The sequence below is a fragment of the Cytobacillus spartinae genome, assembly GCF_042865285.1.
Classification (GTDB): Bacteria; Bacillota; Bacilli; order Bacillales; family Cytobacillaceae; genus Robertmurraya_A; species Robertmurraya_A spartinae.
The window spans coordinates 89,001-107,703 of record NZ_JBIACK010000013.1; the positions used below are offsets into that span (position 1 = coordinate 89,001).

Annotated in this window: 15 protein-coding genes; 14 read left to right on the forward strand and 1 reads right to left on the reverse strand. The window is 35.6% G+C overall.

The annotated features are described in order from the left end of the window. Positions 1–162 precede the first annotated feature (162 nt). From ACFYKX_RS21285 to ACFYKX_RS21350, 14 genes are all read left to right on the forward strand, one after another. On the forward strand, positions 163–1,776 hold the full coding sequence (locus tag ACFYKX_RS21285) for a diguanylate cyclase (protein ID WP_389363471.1): 1,614 nt from the start codon (positions 163–165) through the stop codon (positions 1,774–1,776). A 5-nt stretch (positions 1,777–1,781) separates the two neighbouring features. After that, a complete protein-coding gene (locus tag ACFYKX_RS21290; RefSeq protein WP_389363381.1) occupies positions 1,782–2,819 on the forward strand; it encodes a HEAT repeat domain-containing protein in 1,038 nt (345 codons plus the stop codon). Then, on the forward strand, positions 2,819–4,231 hold the full coding sequence (locus tag ACFYKX_RS21295) for a glycosyltransferase family 2 protein (RefSeq protein WP_389363382.1): 1,413 nt from the start codon (positions 2,819–2,821) through the stop codon (positions 4,229–4,231). The genes ACFYKX_RS21290 and ACFYKX_RS21295 overlap by 1 nt, the downstream gene beginning before the upstream one ends. Then, the gene (locus ACFYKX_RS21300) at positions 4,228–7,491 is read left to right on the forward strand and encodes a hypothetical protein (RefSeq protein ID WP_389363384.1); all 3,264 of its coding nucleotides are present in this window, start codon (positions 4,228–4,230) and stop codon (positions 7,489–7,491) included. The genes ACFYKX_RS21295 and ACFYKX_RS21300 overlap by 4 nt, the downstream gene beginning before the upstream one ends. After that, positions 7,491–7,853, forward strand: coding sequence for a response regulator transcription factor (locus tag ACFYKX_RS21305; protein WP_389363386.1), 363 nt, complete (start codon positions 7,491–7,493; stop codon positions 7,851–7,853). Before ACFYKX_RS21300 ends, ACFYKX_RS21305 begins: the two co-directional genes overlap by 1 nt. After that, entirely contained in the window at positions 7,843–10,716 is a 2,874-nt protein-coding gene (locus ACFYKX_RS21310; protein ID WP_389363388.1) for an ATP-binding protein, read from the forward strand. Before ACFYKX_RS21305 ends, ACFYKX_RS21310 begins: the two co-directional genes overlap by 11 nt. A gap of 25 nt (positions 10,717–10,741) precedes the next feature. Continuing rightward, the gene (locus ACFYKX_RS21315; protein WP_389363390.1) at positions 10,742–11,059 is read left to right on the forward strand and encodes a nuclear transport factor 2 family protein; all 318 of its coding nucleotides are present in this window, start codon (positions 10,742–10,744) and stop codon (positions 11,057–11,059) included. Positions 11,060–11,255: 196 nt separating this feature from the next. After that, positions 11,256–11,798 (forward strand): protoglobin domain-containing protein, encoded by a 543-nt coding sequence (locus tag ACFYKX_RS21320; protein WP_389363391.1) that lies wholly within the window; start codon positions 11,256–11,258, stop codon positions 11,796–11,798. A 195-nt stretch (positions 11,799–11,993) separates the two neighbouring features. After that, positions 11,994–13,136 carry a protoglobin domain-containing protein gene (locus ACFYKX_RS21325; RefSeq protein ID WP_389363392.1) on the forward strand — a complete coding sequence of 381 codons (1,143 nt, stop codon included), beginning with the start codon at positions 11,994–11,996 and terminating at the stop codon, positions 13,134–13,136. Further along, a complete protein-coding gene (locus ACFYKX_RS21330) occupies positions 13,133–13,300 on the forward strand; it encodes a hypothetical protein (protein WP_389363394.1) in 168 nt (55 codons plus the stop codon). The genes ACFYKX_RS21325 and ACFYKX_RS21330 overlap by 4 nt, the downstream gene beginning before the upstream one ends. Before the next feature lie 143 nt (positions 13,301–13,443). After that, the gene (locus ACFYKX_RS21335) at positions 13,444–14,346 is read left to right on the forward strand and encodes an aldo/keto reductase (RefSeq protein WP_389363396.1); all 903 of its coding nucleotides are present in this window, start codon (positions 13,444–13,446) and stop codon (positions 14,344–14,346) included. 247 nt (positions 14,347–14,593) lie between these two features. Further along, positions 14,594–15,247: a response regulator transcription factor gene (locus ACFYKX_RS21340; protein ID WP_389363473.1), complete on the forward strand. Its 654-nt coding sequence runs from the start codon at positions 14,594–14,596 to the stop codon at positions 15,245–15,247. Between the two features lie 18 nt (positions 15,248–15,265). Next, a complete protein-coding gene (locus ACFYKX_RS21345; protein ID WP_389363398.1) occupies positions 15,266–16,801 on the forward strand; it encodes a sensor histidine kinase in 1,536 nt (511 codons plus the stop codon). A 122-nt stretch (positions 16,802–16,923) separates the two neighbouring features. Then, entirely contained in the window at positions 16,924–17,799 is an 876-nt protein-coding gene (locus ACFYKX_RS21350) for a hypothetical protein (RefSeq protein ID WP_389363400.1), read from the forward strand. A gap of 195 nt (positions 17,800–17,994) precedes the next feature. On the opposite strand, the gene ACFYKX_RS21355 is transcribed toward ACFYKX_RS21350, so the two are convergent. Beyond that, the gene (locus tag ACFYKX_RS21355) at positions 17,995–18,588 is read right to left on the reverse strand and encodes a hypothetical protein (RefSeq protein WP_389363402.1); all 594 of its coding nucleotides are present in this window, start codon (positions 18,586–18,588) and stop codon (positions 17,995–17,997) included. Positions 18,589–18,703: the final 115 nt, after the last annotated feature.

Genomic DNA, 18,703 nt, shown 5'->3' on the forward strand with positions numbered 1-18,703 from the left:
TTAACATTTCAGTAACATCACAAGAATCACTAAAAGAATAAGGGCAATAGACTACCGGCCAAGTAATACGAGTTGGCCGGTTTATTTATAAAAAGAGCTAGATTATTCGTTTATACACGATTAAAACAGGAGAAATAGTAAAATGAGGTGTTGTTCGTGAATATGGAGAAATATAGAACGCTCCTTTTCCAAAAAGTTAAGAAGCAGCTGATTGATTGGTTCGAAGTAGAAACATCAGAAAAAATTGAAAATAAAGATGTCTACTTGTTTCTACATTCCATTAAAGGTACAGCAGGAACGATTGAACTAGTTGGACTCTATCAATTGGCTACTAAACTAATGGAAACAATAGAGAGTATTGAACATAAACGATGGGATCGAGAAGAGTTAAGAGATTTTTTATATGACCTAATTGGCTTAAGTTATGAATATGAGCATTTCCATGTTGCAGAGGAAAAGACTGAGATTGTTAGAAAAGAGGATGAAGCTCTTATCCAAATCATTGATGACGATGTTTCGATGTTAATTCTTCTCAAGGATGCGCTCGAAGAAGCAGGTTTTATGGTTATTGCCAATACGGAGGCAGAGAAAGCCGCTGAGCAGTACTTTGATTTGCGACCGGATTGTTTAGTAATAGATGTGCATCTCCCTTCAAAAAGTGGTGTACAACTTTTGAGAGATTTGCAAAATCATACAAGAAAGAAGTTTATTCCTACTATTATGATTAGTAGCCAAAACGATCGGGAGTTAAGGATCAAATCCTATAAAAATGGAGCAGATGATTTTATTCCTAAGCCGATTGATCTTGAAGAGTTCATTGTTAGAGTCGACAGGCATATTCAGCGCAAGAAGCTGTTTGACCATTCAAACCTAATAGATGAGCTCACACAAGTATACAATAGAAGATTTTTAAAAGATTCACTTGAACGATTATTAAATGAAGCGAAAAGGTCTGGCATTTATTTCACTCTAGCTATATTGGATCTAGACCATTTTAAGAGAATCAATGATACATATGGGCATATAGCAGGGGATAGAGTGCTAGCAAGGTTTGCTCAATTCTTGAAAAATAGTATACGGAGCTCTGATACCGTATTTCGTTATGGTGGAGAAGAGTTTATGATTCTTTTCCCGAGAACTAGGGATAGTGAAGCAAAAGACATCTTAAGTAGAATTTTAAAAGAGTTTTCTTTAGAGAAGTTTAAGGAAAACGATGAGAGCTTTTCTGTAACATTTTCTGCGGGTGTTTATATGGTAGATGACTCTGAAATTCCAGCAAATTCAATTATTAAAACGGCTGATCAGGCATTGTATGAAGCAAAAGAGAAGGGGAGAGCACGTGTAGAAAGTGCTAACAAACTAGAACTAGGAATTGCGAAAAAGAAATTAAATGTCTCTGTTATTGACGATGATGCCATTATTCGAACGATGTTAATGAAAATCCTACAATCAATGGAGTTCGAGCATATTGATTTAGACATTCAGGTATATGAGGATGGATTAAAATTTTTCCACTCAAATCGCCATGAAGAAAAGGGCCAACATTTCTTAATATTAGATGGGGTAATGCCGATCATGGATGGGACGGAAGTATTGCAAAAGGTTAAGCAAGCGAAGAATGCGCATCAATTTCATATTCTAATGTTAACAGGAAGAAAGAATGAATACGACATTGCAAGAGCTCTTAAGCTTGGTGCGGACGATTACGTAACCAAGCCATTTAGTATTACCGAGCTCCAAGCTAGAATACAGCGATTGATACAAAGGATGGCATAATCGAAATGGTAAATGAAATCCAAGTTCTATTAGCTGCTACTGGTTTCATTATAATTCTTTTATTCATCATTCTGACCTACTTAGTTATTCGAAAAACAATTGAGAATAGGCAAGAAAAGAAGATTGGGCAATACAAACAGAAATACAATTCCCTCCTTTTTTCCAGTGTTTATGAAGGTCAATTAACTCGACAAATTACTGTTGATTCACTATTAAAGATTAAAGCTGTAGAGGATTTAATAAAGAGCTATTCAGATGTTTTAGAAGGCGAGTCAGAAAAAAGCAACCTAACGAAGTTGGCAGAATTATACTTAGGAGATTACTATAAAAAAAGTTTAAGAAGTAGGAGATGGAGCATCCGGATGAATGCTCTATACCATATTGAAGATTTTCGGATGGAAAATCTAGAGCAAGAAGTCGTCGAAATGGGAAAAAATAAAAGGATTACGAAGGATGAACTAGTGATTATTCTTAGAATCCTTTCTATTTTTCAATATAAGGGGTTACATAAACTAATTAATCAGAATGCTAGTCAACTTTCCGAGTTTGAGTATAGAAGCTTTTTGATGAAGTTGAATGTAGATGAGTTCGATCAGTTTGTCCTTTCTTTTTATAAAAGTTCTGAAGATCTTCAAGTCGCTATTCTAGAGGTTATTCGAATGAAGAATGAGTTAAACTATGTTCCTTTTGTTGAGTCGGTATTTCATAATTCTACAGGTGAATTAAGATTAAGAGCACTAAAGACATTAGCTGGGATCGGATATGTAAAAGAATATCAAAAATACATTCCACTATGTAAAGCTGAAAAATGGCAGGAGCGAATGTTGGCGGCAAAGCTATTTGGCACATTGAAAGAACAAGACACTGTTTCTTGTTTAATTGATTTGTTACATGATCGCATTTGGTGGGTTCGCTCTCAGGCTGCGCAATCTCTAATGCTTTATCCAAATGGGCGAGAAATTTTACAGCATGTTTTGACTACAACTGAAGATTCTTTTGCTCGTGATATGGCTTGGGAATGGATAAATAAAGGAGAAATCTAATGACATCAGAACTATGGGCAAATATAGGTGTTACATTTGCTTCCTTTATAGCAATATACATGGTATGTGTGATCGGCTTTTATACGATTATTTTATTTCTATCCATGTTGCAATTACGGAAAGAGTACAAGCTTGACCGTGACCAAGCCTACGAAGATTATATGAATGATATATTTACAAAACCGGTATCCATTATTGTGCCAGCTTATAATGAGGAAGCAGGTATTATTCAAAGTGTTAGGTCACTACTTAGCATTAACTATCCTAGATTCGAAGTAATTGTTGTTAATGATGGTTCAAAAGATGGCACGCTTGAGAAGATGATTGAACATTATGATATGAAAGAAATTCATAAAGTTGTCCGAAAACAGTTAGACACAAAACCGATTAGAAAAGTCTATCAGTCTAGAATTCTTCCAAAGCTTTATTTAATTGATAAAGAGAATGGCGGAAAAGCTGATGCGCTTAATGTAGGATTGAATTTTTCTCACTATCCATATATCTGTTCTCTTGATGGTGATTCGGTTCTTGAGCGTGATGCCTTCTTAAAGGTGATGAAACCTATTATTGATTCCAATGAAGAGGTCATTGCTTCTGGCGGAAGCATTCGGATTGCAAATGGCTGTCACATTGACAATGGCCATATTTTAAAAATTGGACTATCAAGGGATCCGATTGTCATTATGCAAGTGATTGAATATTTGAGAGCATTTTTAATGGGGAGAATTGGATTAAGTAGACATAACCTTCTCTTAATCGTATCAGGAGCGTTCGGTGTCTTCTCCAAACACTGGGTCCTTCAAGCAGGGGGCTACAAAACGGACACAGTAGGAGAGGATATGGAGCTTGTTGTAAGGCTTCACCGAATCCTTAAAGAAAAGGGAGAAAACAAACGAATTGTGTATGTTCCAGATCCTGTATGCTGGACAGAAGTGCCTGAGAGCTTAACGTATTTAGGGAGACAGCGAAAAAGATGGCACCGAGGATTATTTGAGAGCCTATGGGCACATCGCAACATTACGTTTAACCCTAAGTACGGTTCTATTGGGATGATTTCATTTCCATATTTTTGGATTGTCGAGTTTTTAGGTCCAATTGTTGAATTATTTGGCTATATATTTGTCATCTTATCGTTATTTCTTGGTGGCATATATATTGAGTTTGGAATACTAATTTTTTTATTGTCCTGCTTATACGGATCACTTTTTTCCATGGCATCCGTTTTACTTGAAGAATGGAGTTTAAGAAAATATCCTAAAGTGTCGGATATCATTAAATTATTTTTCTACTCCATGACGGAAACGCTTTGGTATCGACCGTTAACCGTTTTCTGGCGCTGTCTAGGAATATGGCAAATGGTTACGGGAGAAAAAGGCTGGGGAGAAATGAAAAGAAAAGGTGTTTCTTCATGATTAAGAAGCTGACTAAAACACAAGTATATGTTTTTATCTATCTATTTATTTTATTATTCCTTCTAACTAGTCCGTTCTGGTTATGGCAGTTGAAAAAAGAGGGCGAGCTTGATGTTCTTATTTTTAATAAAACCGTCCCGGACCAAACCTACAGAGAACATAAGGGATTAGTTTGGATATTAAATAATGAAAAGTTGTTAAAAGATAATGGGGAAGCTTATTCCATACAAGCTGATTATCGAGGGTTTCTGCCTAAAGACAACAATAAGTATGATACTAGATCATTACCGGAAGATTTAAATCCATACGATGTTTATTATATTGCAGATCAATATGGGGTATATGAGGAAGAATTCTATGGCTCTAATGAATTAGGAGAAAGATCTAGTAGCTTATACGGGGGACTTCAAGAGGATGAAATACTAAAACTTGAGGAAGCCCTTTTATCGAATAAAGGTAAAACATTAATTGCTGAATTTAATACGTTTGCTTCTCCGACCTCTGACCTTGTTAGAGAGAAGGTCTCTAATCTACTTAACTTAGATTGGAGTGGTTGGATTGGTAGGTATTTTACAGATTTGAACGCTAAGGAAGTCCCAATCTGGGTGAAGGAAAACTACCAATCTCAAACGGGGGAATGGAGTTTTAGTGGAGAAGGGTTTGTTTTTGTTAGCAAACATGATTATATCGTTGTTCTAGAAAAAAAAGATATAAATGGATATGGTGTGGAATTTGAATTTACTCCTAAAGGGGAAGCTCTTTTTGAAAAAGACATAAAAGCACAATATCAATATTGGTTCGATGTAGTAGAGGCAAGAGATGGAGATGAAGTTTTAGCCAATTATCATTTGCCTATTACAAATGAAGCAAAAAATAAATTGGCGATACATGGAATTCCATCAACCTTCCCTGCTGTAATTCATCACCAAAATGCAGCGTTTTCTTCTTATTATTTTGCAGGGGACTTTGCGGATGAAGCGGAAATCCCAGGTATCTATCAAACGGAAGGAATTGCCCTCTGGAAAGAACAGTTTGCTTCAAGAGGTTCATTTTATTGGAAGGCATATGTGCCGATGATGAAAGCTTTGTTTGAAAACGGATTGGATGATGTATTAAAGCAAAAAGAAATTGTAGTTGTTGAAAGAAATGGAATTAAACTTAATAGCCAAACTGGCACTTCTTACATCCAAGTCTTAAAGAATGGACAATGGGAAGATTTGCTTGTAAAAGGAGTAAATATGGGGATTGCAAAGCCAGGATATTTCCCAGGTGAGACGGCCATTACAAAGGCAGAATATTTCCGATGGTTTAAACAGATTGGAAATATGAATGCAAATGCTGTCCGAATCTATACCTTGCACCCACCAGCTTTTTACGAGGCCTTTTATCAATATAACCAAATAGCAGAAGAACCACTATATCTGTTCCATGGGGCTTGGGTAAATGAAGAAAAGTTAGTAAAATCGCAGGATGCTTTTTCAGAAGAGGTTACAAAAGAGTTTAAGAGTGAAATGAAACAGATGATTGATATTGTCCATGGAAATGCAGAAATCCAAGCTAGGCCGGGACATGCTTCAGGAGAGTACAACTACAATATATCTCCCTATGTTTTAGGATACATGATAGGAATTGAGTGGGACCCTGGAATGGTCTTAAGTACCAATGAAAAAAATAAAGGCAAAAGTCAGCATACTGGTAAATATTTTCAGAGTGTAAAAGGGTCACCATTTGAGATTTGGCTTACTGAGATGATGGATTTCGCGGCTGAATATGAGGTTAATCAATATAACTGGCAGCATACGATGAGCTTTACAAACTGGGTTACAACTGACTTATTAGAGCATCCAGCGGAGCCGGCAGAAGAGGAAGATATGGTATCGGTGAATCCGAATCATATTAAGCAAACGGATGAATTTCATGCTGGTTTGTTCGCTTCTTATCATATCTATCCGTATTATCCAGATTTCTTAAATTACGAAGAACAGTATGTTGATTATGTGGATCAGCAGGGTGAAAAGAATAACTATGCAGGTTATTTGAATGATTTGCTTAAAGCACATGACATGCCTGTAATTGTAGCAGAGTTTGGGGTGCCTTCTTCTAGGGGAATGACCCATAAAAATGTGTACGGGATGGACCAAGGTTTCCATTCTGAACAAGAACAAGGTGAAATAAATAAGCGATTGTTTCAGTCGATTGTCTCGGAAGGATACGGTGGTGGACTAGTATTTACGTGGCAGGATGAGTGGTTTAAGCGGACTTGGAATACGATGGATCTAGATAACCCAGATCGCCGTCCATTCTGGAACAATATGCAAACAAATGAGCAGCATTTTGGGCTGTTAAGTTTTGAACCAGGGGAATTTTCACCAAAAATCCTCGTAGATGGTGATCGACATGATTGGGAACGACAAGGTATTAATCCTTTTTACGAGACTGATAGGGATACTATATTAGAAAAGACTTATGTGACGTCAGATGAAGGATATTTGTACGTTCGCTTTGACTATAATCGGCCGATCAGTTTAAGTGAGGAAACAACCTATCTTTTATTCGATACGATTGACGATCAAGGTCAAACATCGATCCCACTTGATAATGGGAAGGAAATTCATGCTGATTTTGGGGTGGATTTTCTAGCCAAGATTGGGGAAAAAGAACAGACACGCTTACTGGTCGATAGTTATTATGACTCCTTTTATTATCAATACGGTCAAGCATTGAATATGATTCCTAAAGTATCGTATGCAAGTCAAAAGGATAATGGACAATTTCATCCAATAAGGTACGCTTTAAATAAATCCTTAACGATTCCCTCTACTGGAGAGGTTATCCCATTTCAATCCTATGAAACAGGGAAGTTAGTATACGGAAACGGAAACCCGTCTCATAAAGACTTTAACTCTTTAACCGATATTAGTATCAGTGAGGATCACAAAACAATAGAGTTGAGAATTCCATGGCTGTTATTAAATGTCAAGGATCCTAGTTTAAGAGAAGTAATGGGAGACATGTGGGAGAAGAATGGTTTAAGTAGTAGTAAATCAATTGAGGGAATTCGTTTATCTGTAATTGTAACTGAACAACATGAAGTGAAAGGAGCATTCCCGCAGTTAAATCATAACGTGATTCCAGAACAACAGACAAAACAATATAGCTGGGATCAATGGGATACACCAACGTACCACGAGCGATTGAAAAAATCGTACGATATGATGCAGGAAGCATACGAAACCATAAGCATAAAGGGAGATTCATAATGAAGAGAATATTGTTGGCAGAAGATGAAGAAATATTAAGAATGCTTATAGTTGATACGTTAGATAGTGAAGAATATGAAGTAGATGAAGCTGCTGATGGTCAGGAAGCTATTCAGTATTTCTTAAATAATGAATATGACTTAGTCATACTTGACTACATGATGCCTACTGTAACAGGGTTAGAAGTTATTGAAAAAATTCGTGAATTAGGCAGTGATGTAAAAATCTTAATGCTATCAGCTAAAAGCCAGCAATTTGAACAGGAACGCGTGATGGAAGCTGGGGCCAACTTTTTTATGGCAAAGCCATTTAGTCCACTTCAGTTATTTGAAAAAGTTGAGGAAATATTAGATGAAGCTTAAGGATTATTTTACTAAAAGCTTGTCAAGGCAATTCGTTGGTGTAATGGGCCTTTTTATCCTAGCCTTTATCATCGGAACGGCCTTCATATATTTTACTCAACAACATCTTAATAAAGAATACATTCAAGAGCGTGCTGAGTTAGTGAAGAAAGAGAAGGTAGTAGAAGAGTTAGATGACGCTGTTAATTTAGTTCTTTTCAATGTTCGCGGGTATCTAGCGTTCGGGAATAAAGAATTAAAGACTCTCGCACTTTCAGCTCATCCAGAAATTCGAAGGTTAAACAAGGAGCTCGACCGTTTAGCAACAAATGATGAGGATCGAGAATATGTAAAGGAACTTCGAAATTTTGTTGATTTCTATTTTATCGAAACTGCTCCGGAAGTATTTAGATACTTTGAGGCTGGACAGCAAGACAAGGTACTACAAATATCATCTTCAGGCGCTACAGCACGTGTTAATGCCTTTCAAGAAGACACGCATAAATATAGACAAAGTATAGAGAGTCAACTAGAAGGAAAAGTAGCTAAATTGTCCCGTGAACAATCATTTTTACAAATTGGCTTCCTTTTTTTCTTATTAGCGATTATTTTGATTTTTTTCCAAATCATTCGTCTGATGCTTTCTCAAGTAGGGAAACCTTTAGCTGAACTTGCAGCTGCAGCAAATGATATTACAATTGGTAAAGAAGTAGATATTTCAGTAGATAAGAATAGAAAAGATGAAATAGGATCTCTTTCGGTAGCTTTTAAAAAAATGATTACGAGTTTACAAGAAAAGGAACAGGATTTATTAGCACAAAATGAGGAGCTCATTGCCCAGCAAGATGAACTTCAAATGCAACAATCAGAATTAGAAGAAGTCCTTGAGACCATCCGAGAGAATGAACAGAAGCTTGAGAGAAGAAATGAACTAATCAACAAAGTTTCTAACTCATTAGATAAACAGGTGGTGTTAGATAGTATTGTTACAAATATGAGCAGGATCATTGAAGCTGACAAAGGTCTAATGATTATGCTAAATGAAGAAACCTACAGTGCATTCGGCGTTTCTGAAAAAGGGGTTAGACAATTTAAAGATAATATGGAAAGCGGTTTAATTGAAAGACTAATAGCCTTTAAAAAGCCATATTCAATTAAACGGGAAGTTGATGACTTAGATAAAGGGTTCCATACCTCAATCTGTTTTTGCTATGATTTGTACCTGCCTGTTTTATCTTCTAACAATGATGTAGTAGCTGTCATGTCGTTTTCTAGATTTGGCCAGTCGTTCTTGGAAAAAGATATGGACGAATATGAGGCACTTGCGAAACAGATAGGAATATCACTCGATAAAATTAGCATGTATGAAGAGTCTGAAGAGGATAGAAGGCTGAACCAGGATATCTTGAACACGGTTCAAGAAGGGATTCAGTTAGTCGATTTAACTGGAACCATTCTTCAAGTAAATAATCAATTATCCGACATGTTCCACTTACCTAAAGAAGTAAATGACTTAGTAGGAATTACACAAGATAAATGGGTAGAGATTATGCTGTACTTTATCGAGGAGAAAGAAGAATTTAGAGAATTTGTAACTAAATCTATTTCAGCTGAAATCAAGCCAGAAAACAACTCATTTATTTATAAAAAGAAAAATGAGAACCATGTTATTAAGGTATATTGTGAAGCTTTATATCATGGCGATGAAAGAGTCGGAACCATTCTTGTTCATCGGGACATTACAAAGGAATATGAAGTGGATCAGATGAAATCAGAATTTGTTAGTACAGTAAGTCACGAGCTGAGAACACCTTTAGCTAGTATTCTTGGGTTTACTGAATTGCTTCTAAAGCGCCAGTTAAAGCCAGAAAGACAAACAAAATACCTAACAACTATTTATAATGAAGCAAAGCGATTAACAGCCTTGATTAATGACTTTTTGGATGTTCAACGTATGGAAGCAGGCAAACAGACTTATGAAAAGAAATACATCGAGCTTTTACCTATTATCCAAAAGGTCATTGACAGTCAGCAGATAAACACGGATCAACACGCCTTAAAGATTGAATCATATGTTGAGAGTGATTATATCCTCGGTGATAAGGCGAAAGTTGAACAAGTGTTCACAAATTTAGTTCATAATGCTATTAAATACTCTCCACTTGGGGGAGAAATTAAGATAATAATGTCTGAAAAAGATGGCGATTTAAAGGTAGACGTAGTGGATGAGGGATTAGGGATTCCTGAAGAAGCATTACCTAAACTGTTTACTAGATTTTACCGAGTTGATAACTCTGATAGAAGGAAAATTGGTGGTACAGGATTAGGCTTGTCTATTGTACAGGAAATCATGAAGATGCATGATGGAGAAATTTCAGTTTCATCTGAGTTTGGGAAAGGAAGTACGTTTACGGTCAGCTTTCCGCTAATAGAAGGAAAACTAGAAGCAATCGTGACGGAGAAAGATTCTTTAAATGGTCGCTATACCATAATGGTGGTAGAGGATGATACCAGCTTAGTGCAATTAATTTCACAGGAATTGCTGGATAGTGGTTTTCAAGTCAACCACTATTCGAACGGAAAAGATGCCCTTGAAGCCTTAAGTATGACCGTCCCAGACGCCATTGTCCTTGACATTTTGTTAGGGGAAGACGGAATAGACGGATGGCGTATGATGGAATGGATTAAAGGGAATGAAGAGTTAAAGAATATTCCTGTTATCATTTCATCAGCTCTGGATGAAAAAGCAAAAGGATTCTCTTTAGGCGCAACAGATTATTTAGTAAAACCATATAAGCCAATGCATCTTTCAAAAGCGATTATGCAAACTCTTCTCAATATGGGGAAAGTAGGTCAGGTTCTGGTTCCCCAAGGTGAAAAATAAATCGAAATATATAGGAGTAAAAGCTATGAATGTAGTAGAAAGACAACTTAAAGCATATAATGAAAAGAATATCGATGCCTTCATGGAATGCTATTCAGAGGACATCCAAGTCTATAAATTTCCGAATACGTTAAGGTTTTCAAAGAAAGAAGAAATGAGAGAACACTACGATAAAATGTTTCAAGCATTTCCTAACTTAAATGCCGATGTTGTAAAACGCGTGGAGCAAGCACCTTATTGTATAGATCACGAATATATAACAGGAAAGGAAAAAGAGCCTTTCCATGCAACAGCACTATATGAAATCAAGGATGATATCATTACTAAGGTTTGGTTCTTATAAGATGAAGAAATACAGGTGATTGCCACCTGTATTTTTTTGTGGATTAAGTGATTCTAAAGCACTATAGGGGAAATTATCGATCAGAATAAGGGAATCTCCCTATGTTCATAAACTAGTAAAATAGTAATAATAAATGTGACAGTAATGTGAAAAAAACTCTTGGATATTGGTAGATGGATTAGGAGGATTGTAGAGTATGAGGGGACAAATGGAGGAATTGGGGGAGAAAAGTTCTGTTTACTCTGAAACTATAAATGATCTAGATGTTTTTATTGATCCTAAATTACCGGCAGAAATAATCCTTCAGTTAGATATGCTTCAAATTAGAGAGGGAGATCTTGGTGTTTTAAGAAGTTTACAACCTGTGATAAAAGAGTACCTAGAGAGAATGATTAATGACTACCTAGAACAGCTTATAAGAGATCCCTTATATCCGAAAGAGACAAGCAATAAAATTCATAATGTATTACAGAACCACCTAACACAGTTGTTTAGAGGAAGAGTGGATTTAGCATTCATAAAAAGCAGTCAGGACTTGGCATATCTACTATATAGAACAGGGTTAAGTTTGGATGGATATATAGCTGCTACTCAGAACGTAATTCAATTAATCCTTGTCTGCATATTAAGAGAAGAGGTGCAAAGCAAAGAACAATCAAGAGTATTAGCTAAAGTTATTGCAAAAATATTTTGTTTTGAACTACAAGTAGTATTAAAGTCTTATCAAAACATCTCCTAACCGTACAAATTACAAAGGAGACGATCAATTTTTTTCTTTTAATTACCAATTAATTCATAATTTGTTGTTTTTAAGCTATAACTATAGTAGATTTTAACTATATAAGATAAATAATTTAAAAATAGAGAATATGTGAACTAGTAAAAAGGGAAAGGGAGATAAACTGGGAGGATCTACAAACTAGGGGGAAGAGACGTGGGTTTAAAGCTATTTAGAAAAAAAGAAAATGTAGAATCAAGTGAAGGCCAAGTAATTATAGGGGAAATTGCTTCAGACCTTCCTACTACCATCAAGACTCAGTTAAAAATGACTGACCTAAATGTAAGTGATTTAACATTAGCAAGACAGTTACAGCCTGCAATTATCCAAAATATTGAATCAATCGTCGGTGCCTTTTATCAAAATCTCGAAAATGAAAGCACATTAATGGCCATTATTCAGTCAAACAGTTCTGTTGACCGCTTGAAAAATACGTTAAGACAGCACATCATAGAGTTATTTGATGGAAATATTGATAAGGATTTTATCATGAAAAGAAGTAGAATTGCTCATATGCATGTGAAAATTGGACTTGAAACAAAGTTTTATATGTGCGCGTTTCAAGACCTATTAATTTCTTTAATCAACATGGTACAGGAAGAAGTTGGGGATAAAGCAAAGGCAATTGATTACATAAAATCAATTACAAAGTTAATCAGTTTTGAACAGCAGCTTGTTTTAGAAGAGTATGAAAAAGAAAATGAACGTATTCGGAAAGAGTTTGAGGAGAAACAGACTCAGATCAAAGAGAGTGTAAACGAAACGGTCATGAATTTATCCATTTCAATGAATCAAGTAAACGGGTCTCTCCAAGAGTTAACAGCCCAAGCTGAGCAAATGTTAAGTATTAGTAAAGAAAATACTGAGTTATCGAAGAACACTAGTTTAAAATCATTTGAAGGAAAGAAACAGCTAGAGAAACAAAACGATAACATGCAGACGATTAATAAAAAAGTAGTAGAGATTTCTAATGAATTAGAGATCCTTGAACATATTTCTAAGGATATCTCACTTATTGTAGGAATGGTTACGAATATTGCGGAACAAACGAATCTACTAGCTTTAAATGCAGCAATTGAAGCGGCTAGAGCAGGAGAATCAGGAAAAGGGTTTTCTGTTGTAGCAAATGAAGTTAGGAAATTAGCGGAGGAAACAAAATTATCTGCATCTAAAGTATCCGGGCTTATCTTAAATCACAGTAGTCAGATTTCCAATGTTACAGGCAAATTAGGGGAAATCAATGTGTTTGTTGAAGCAGGGATTGAAGGAATGTCAGGAACGAATGAATTTTTAATATGATTCAACATGATATGGATAGTAGTCAGCAGATGAGTGAGAAAATGGAAGATGAAATTAACGATATAACACTTGCCTTCTCAAGTATTTCATCGGCATCTCAGGAAATCTCAGCCTCAGCGGAAACTCTTTCAGCGATTAGTAGAAAACTAGTTAATAATGAATAATAGATGGGGTAGCCTAGTAGTTGGTTGCCCTATTTCTAATTTATTTATTTTTAATGAAAAATTGTATAGAATACCTTAAGAGATACATAAGTTTTTTGGTATTTGAAAAAATGACTAACTACTACCTGTTTGGAGTGAGTAATATGGAAAGAATCAACCTTACTGAAGATTTATCATTTTCTAGAATCATTCATGGTCTTTGGAGAATTAACGAGTGGGGGTTTAGTAACGAAGATACATTACAATTAATGGAAGAGTGTCTAGAGCTAGGAATAACCACTTTTGACCATGCGGATATTTATGGAGGGTATACGAATGAAGAAATGTTTGGGAATGGCCTGTCCTTAAAGCCCTCTTTAAGACAACAAATGGAGATTGTTACAAAGTGTGGGATTAAATTACTTTCGGATAATCGACCTGAGCATAAACTTCACCATTACGATACAAGTAAAGAACATATTATCAAAAGTGCCGAAACTTCTTTGGGAAATCTAAAGACTGATTATATTGATGTCCTACTCATTCATCGTCCAGATCCTTATATGAATCCAGAGGAAGTGTCTGAGGCATTTGTTCAATTAAAGGAGCAAGGGAAAGTTCGACACTTTGGTGTATCTAACTTTACGCCATCACAGTTTGATATGTTGAGTAGTTACCTCCCCTTTCCTTTAATTACAAACCAAGTTGAAATATCGGTAAGTTTCTTAACTCCTTTCCAGGATGGGACTATTGATCAATGCTTACAAAGAAGAATACCTCCAATGGCTTGGTCTCCTTTTGCAGGAGGGAATTTATTCACTGCTACTGATGAGAAGACAAATAGAATTAAGCAAGCTTTAGAAACAATAGGAGAGGAAGCTGGAACTGAAGCCTTAGATCAACTCATGTTAGCTTGGTTAATGAATCACCCTGCTCGAATCATGCCGATTTTAGGTACCGGAAAAATAGATAGAATTAAATCCGCTGTTCAAGCTTTAGATATTCGTCTAACCCGAGAGCAATGGTTTAAAGTATGGATTGCTTCAACCGGGCATGGGGTAGCTTAAGAAACTAAATATAACTATTTCGAAGTAGGTAGAGGAATCTATCTACTTTTTTTATAGGTTAGAAAGTATAAGGCTTTCAAGTTAGATTGGTGTCAAGCACAAGCGCCTAGCAAGGCGCTCGCGCTATTCTTACAAAAGTCACAAATAGTTTAAAAATTTCAAATGAATCGTTCAAAAACACGATTATAATTTTGTTATACTATTAACCAAATCTAGAAATATTTACCTAACATTGGAGTGGTGCTTCCTGATTAAAGTAATTATTGCCGACGATCATGCAATTGTTCGTTCTGGGATCCAAATGTTAATAAATAGTCAAGAAGATATGGAAGTAATCGAAACAGCTGAAGAAGGGGAACAAGCTATTAGGAAGACCGTTGAGCTAAAGCCTGATGTTGTTGTAATGGATTTGAATATGCCTCCAGGTAAAAATGGACTTTTTGCCACGAAACAGTTAAAAGAGCTTGTTCCACAAATTCATATTATTGTTTTAACGATGCATGATGATAAAGAATACATATTTAAAGTACTCCAGGCTGGAGCATCTGGATACATTTTAAAAAGTGCAGAGGATATGGACCTGCTCACTGCCATTCGAACCGTTTCAAATGGAGAAGCTTATCTTTATCCAAAAGCAACGAAAGCTCTCATAGAGAATTATTTAGAACAAATTGCTGCTGGGTTAATTGAGGATGGAACCGCTCTTTTAACAGCAAGGGAGGAAGAGGTTCTTTCCATGTTAGCAAAAGGTTATTCAAACAAGGAGATTGCCGAAGTCCTCTTCTTGTCCGTTAAAACCATTGAATCTCATAAATCGAAGATCATGGAGAAATTAAACTTAAAAACAAGGCCTGAACTAGTAAAATATGCACTTAAACATGGTTTACTAGACTTTGAGTAATGAATCTGGGGGATTCGCATGCTGCTAAGTAAGTCTATAAGTTTGTCTAAAATGGAGCGAAAAACGGTTCTGTTAGCTTTCATAGCGATATTTGTTTTTATCCTTATACATATATTAAGTAAGACCTATTTACAACATACTCATCCGCACTTCTTACTCTTTCATACGATACTAGAATTATTTAGTATTTTTGTCTCTTTTTCTATCTTTTTTCAAGGGTGGCTAACCTACAAGTATGTACCTTCCAAGCATCGAATGATACTGAGTATATTATTTCTACAAGTTGGTACCTTTGATTTAATTCACACCCTTCTTTATAATGGGATGCCATTCTTTCAAGATGAATTTACCATTACGAAAGCTACATGGTTTTGGATAATAGCTCGTATGACCGAAAGCTTAGGACTTGCTTTTGTATTCATACAAAAAAGGGACCGTAATAGCACCGTAAAAGAGAAGAATGGATTATTTTTCGGAGCCATTGCTGCAGTGGCTATGATAACATTCACGATTGTTACGATACCAAACGTGATTCCTCCACTAGTCATTGAAGGGACTGGGGTTACTCCTTTAAAGATTTTTTTAGAATATATCATAAGCGTTATTCATCTAATTGCCATGATTCTTATCATACGAAAATATATGCAGACCAAAAAAGAGGATATGCTTGTATTAGTAGGAGGCCTAATTTTCCTCCTTCTAGGTGAGCTCGTATTTACGTTATACAAAAGTGTGCACGCAAATGTGAATCTATTAGGCCATGTGTATAAAATGCTAGGTTACTATTTCTTAATGAGGGGATTGTTTTTTCCACAGTTCAATCTTGTCTTTGAGGAAAAAGAAAAGGCTCAGTCTATGTGGGAAGAAGCAGAAAAGAAACTTCAAAAAAATGAACAAAAGTTAATTTCTTTAATTATTGAAGCTCAGGAAGAGGAAAGAAAACGTGTTTCAAGAGAGTTACATGATGGACTTGGTCAGGAATTATATAGCATATTAATCTCTTTAAAGTCCATTCAGGTTCAGAAAACTTTCCAGGAGTTAACAGGATCATTTAAGCAAGTGGAAGAGATGATCGGAAATTCCATGAAAGAAGTAAAACGAATTGCGAGCCAGTTAAGGCCAAGTGCACTAGATGATCTCGGATTAATGTCTGCGATAAGGTCATTTAGCGAGCAGTTTCAACAAACCCATGCGATTAAGGTTCATTTACAACTCGATCGTCTTCCCAAAAGGCTATTGCCTGAGATCGAAACAGCAATTTATCGCATCTACCAGGAGTCGATGACGAACGCTGCTAAGTATTCAAAGGCTAGCTTAATCAACATTAATTTAAAAATCAATGACCAAATTCTCACATTGTTAGTGGAGGACGATGGTAGAGGATTTAATATGGAGGAAGTTCTTAATAAAGAGGAAAAAGGAATTGGTCTATATAGTATGAAAGAAAGAACACAGTTAGTTGGAGGATCTTTTTATATATGTTCTGAGCTTAATGTAGGAACAAAGGTTAAAATAGAAATTCCTATTCATTATTTAGAGCACCCTGCTCATTAGGGTGTTCTATTTATTGACTGGTAAGGGATAATTTTTTCAAATGATAGGGAATCTCCCGATATGATTATTTGACCTTCAGTGTAAAAATATAAATAAGGACATCTGAAGGGAGATAAAGTCATATGTGCTCGGTTGAGACGGTGGAAATGGATGTAATTAAAACGTATTTACATGATGCCGTTACACTAAATGAAAAAATTATTCTACAAATAGAATATATTTTGGAAGCCATTCAGAAAGAGGATGGATTTGAAGAGGAGAAAATACGTAGGGGTTGTAAGCAACTCAATTTAGTTAGTGATGTGCTACGGGACATTAATAAAAGGACAAAGGAACAGCAAACCACCCTAGCGAACGTATTTATAACAAATGGTGTAAGAGAGAGTTCGAACCAATGGCAATCAAAAGAGCGGTTTAAGAAACAAATTTCTGAAGATATATTCCATTCAATTGGACAAGCGCTGTTTAGTTTATACTTAAGTTTATATAAGCTTAATAAGTTGGAGTTTCATGAAGAAGTAAGTTACCAGCTAACTAGTTTAGAGCATATTGTAGATGATACAATCAAAAAAGTGAAGGACTCAGCATTTGAAATTTACCCTCTAATCCTTGAGGATTTAGGAATTGTGACAACCGTTAAATCCTATTTGGCTTATTTAAGTAAGAAAGAATTAATGACCATCCCTTACGAAGTTACAGGAAAGTTGCACCGTTATTCCACAGAAGCAGAAATCCAGTTATTTCGGATAGGACAAGATCTATTTCATCATATTTACCAACATTCTGAGACCAGCCATATTACAATATCGTTTCAAGATACAGATGTTCTTATTCAGGTGAATTTTAAGGGAGAAGGCAAGTTACAGTATCCTTTTACATTCAAAGACACGGAAAAATGGAAAAGACGATTGGATAAAATCGACGCCTCCTATAAGATCACAGAATCTACAGAGGTATATGAAATAGAATTAAGGTTTAATAAAAAGAGCTTTGTATAAAAACAAAAGCAGATATCTAATTTGGTAAGTAGTTCAGTTATTGTGGTGAAAGTTTTAAATAACAAACATACTAAATTACAATGTAATTCGCATATTAACTCACACAGTTTTCAGCAGGTAAAAGCTCAGAGTTTGTGGCTCCGAGCTTATCTTTTTTTGAGGCATATTCCATCATAGCCCCCTTTAATAGAATGGTTACTTCTTAATAAATAGTGCTTTTAAAATTGTTTTTCCCATCGATTCGGTTTCTCTATGGACGATTACCTTATCCAAAAAAGGAAAATCATTTGGAGTAACTGATAACTTTGCCAGTGGTCTTACTTTATCTTCAGATACCCACTCATCCCTAATACCACCTTGTCTAAAAAGATGCTTTGAAAAGAAATAAATGGTACCGTCTGTCCAAGGACTTCCTACATCATCATTATTTATAGAAAAATAATAATAACGTTTAATTCCTTTGTTAGTTGGTACAGTTAAACAAAGGTTTCTTATGGAACCTACATATCCTTTCCTATTTTTTACGGAAAAAAATAACGACCATACTCCGTCAGTTGAGGCAAAAACAGCTTTGATAGGTTTACCATTGAAGAGCGAACTATTTCTTGGTTCAAAATCATTTATTAAGGAATTATTAGAGCCGTGCACTAATACATTTTTATTCTCAATAACATAGTTCAAAAATAAAAATAAGGGGTATTTACTATAAAAAGGAATATAATTGCCATCCCCTGCTTTTATGTATTTTTGATACATTTCATCAAACTCATTAATCGCTTCCTCAGGCAATTTCAACTCTTCTATTTTTAAAAGTTGGGTTTTATCGAGAATGAACTTTTTAATAATGCTCAGCATTCATATATGCCCCCTCTTGCATACTTTAAAAGATTCCACTTTCGTCTAT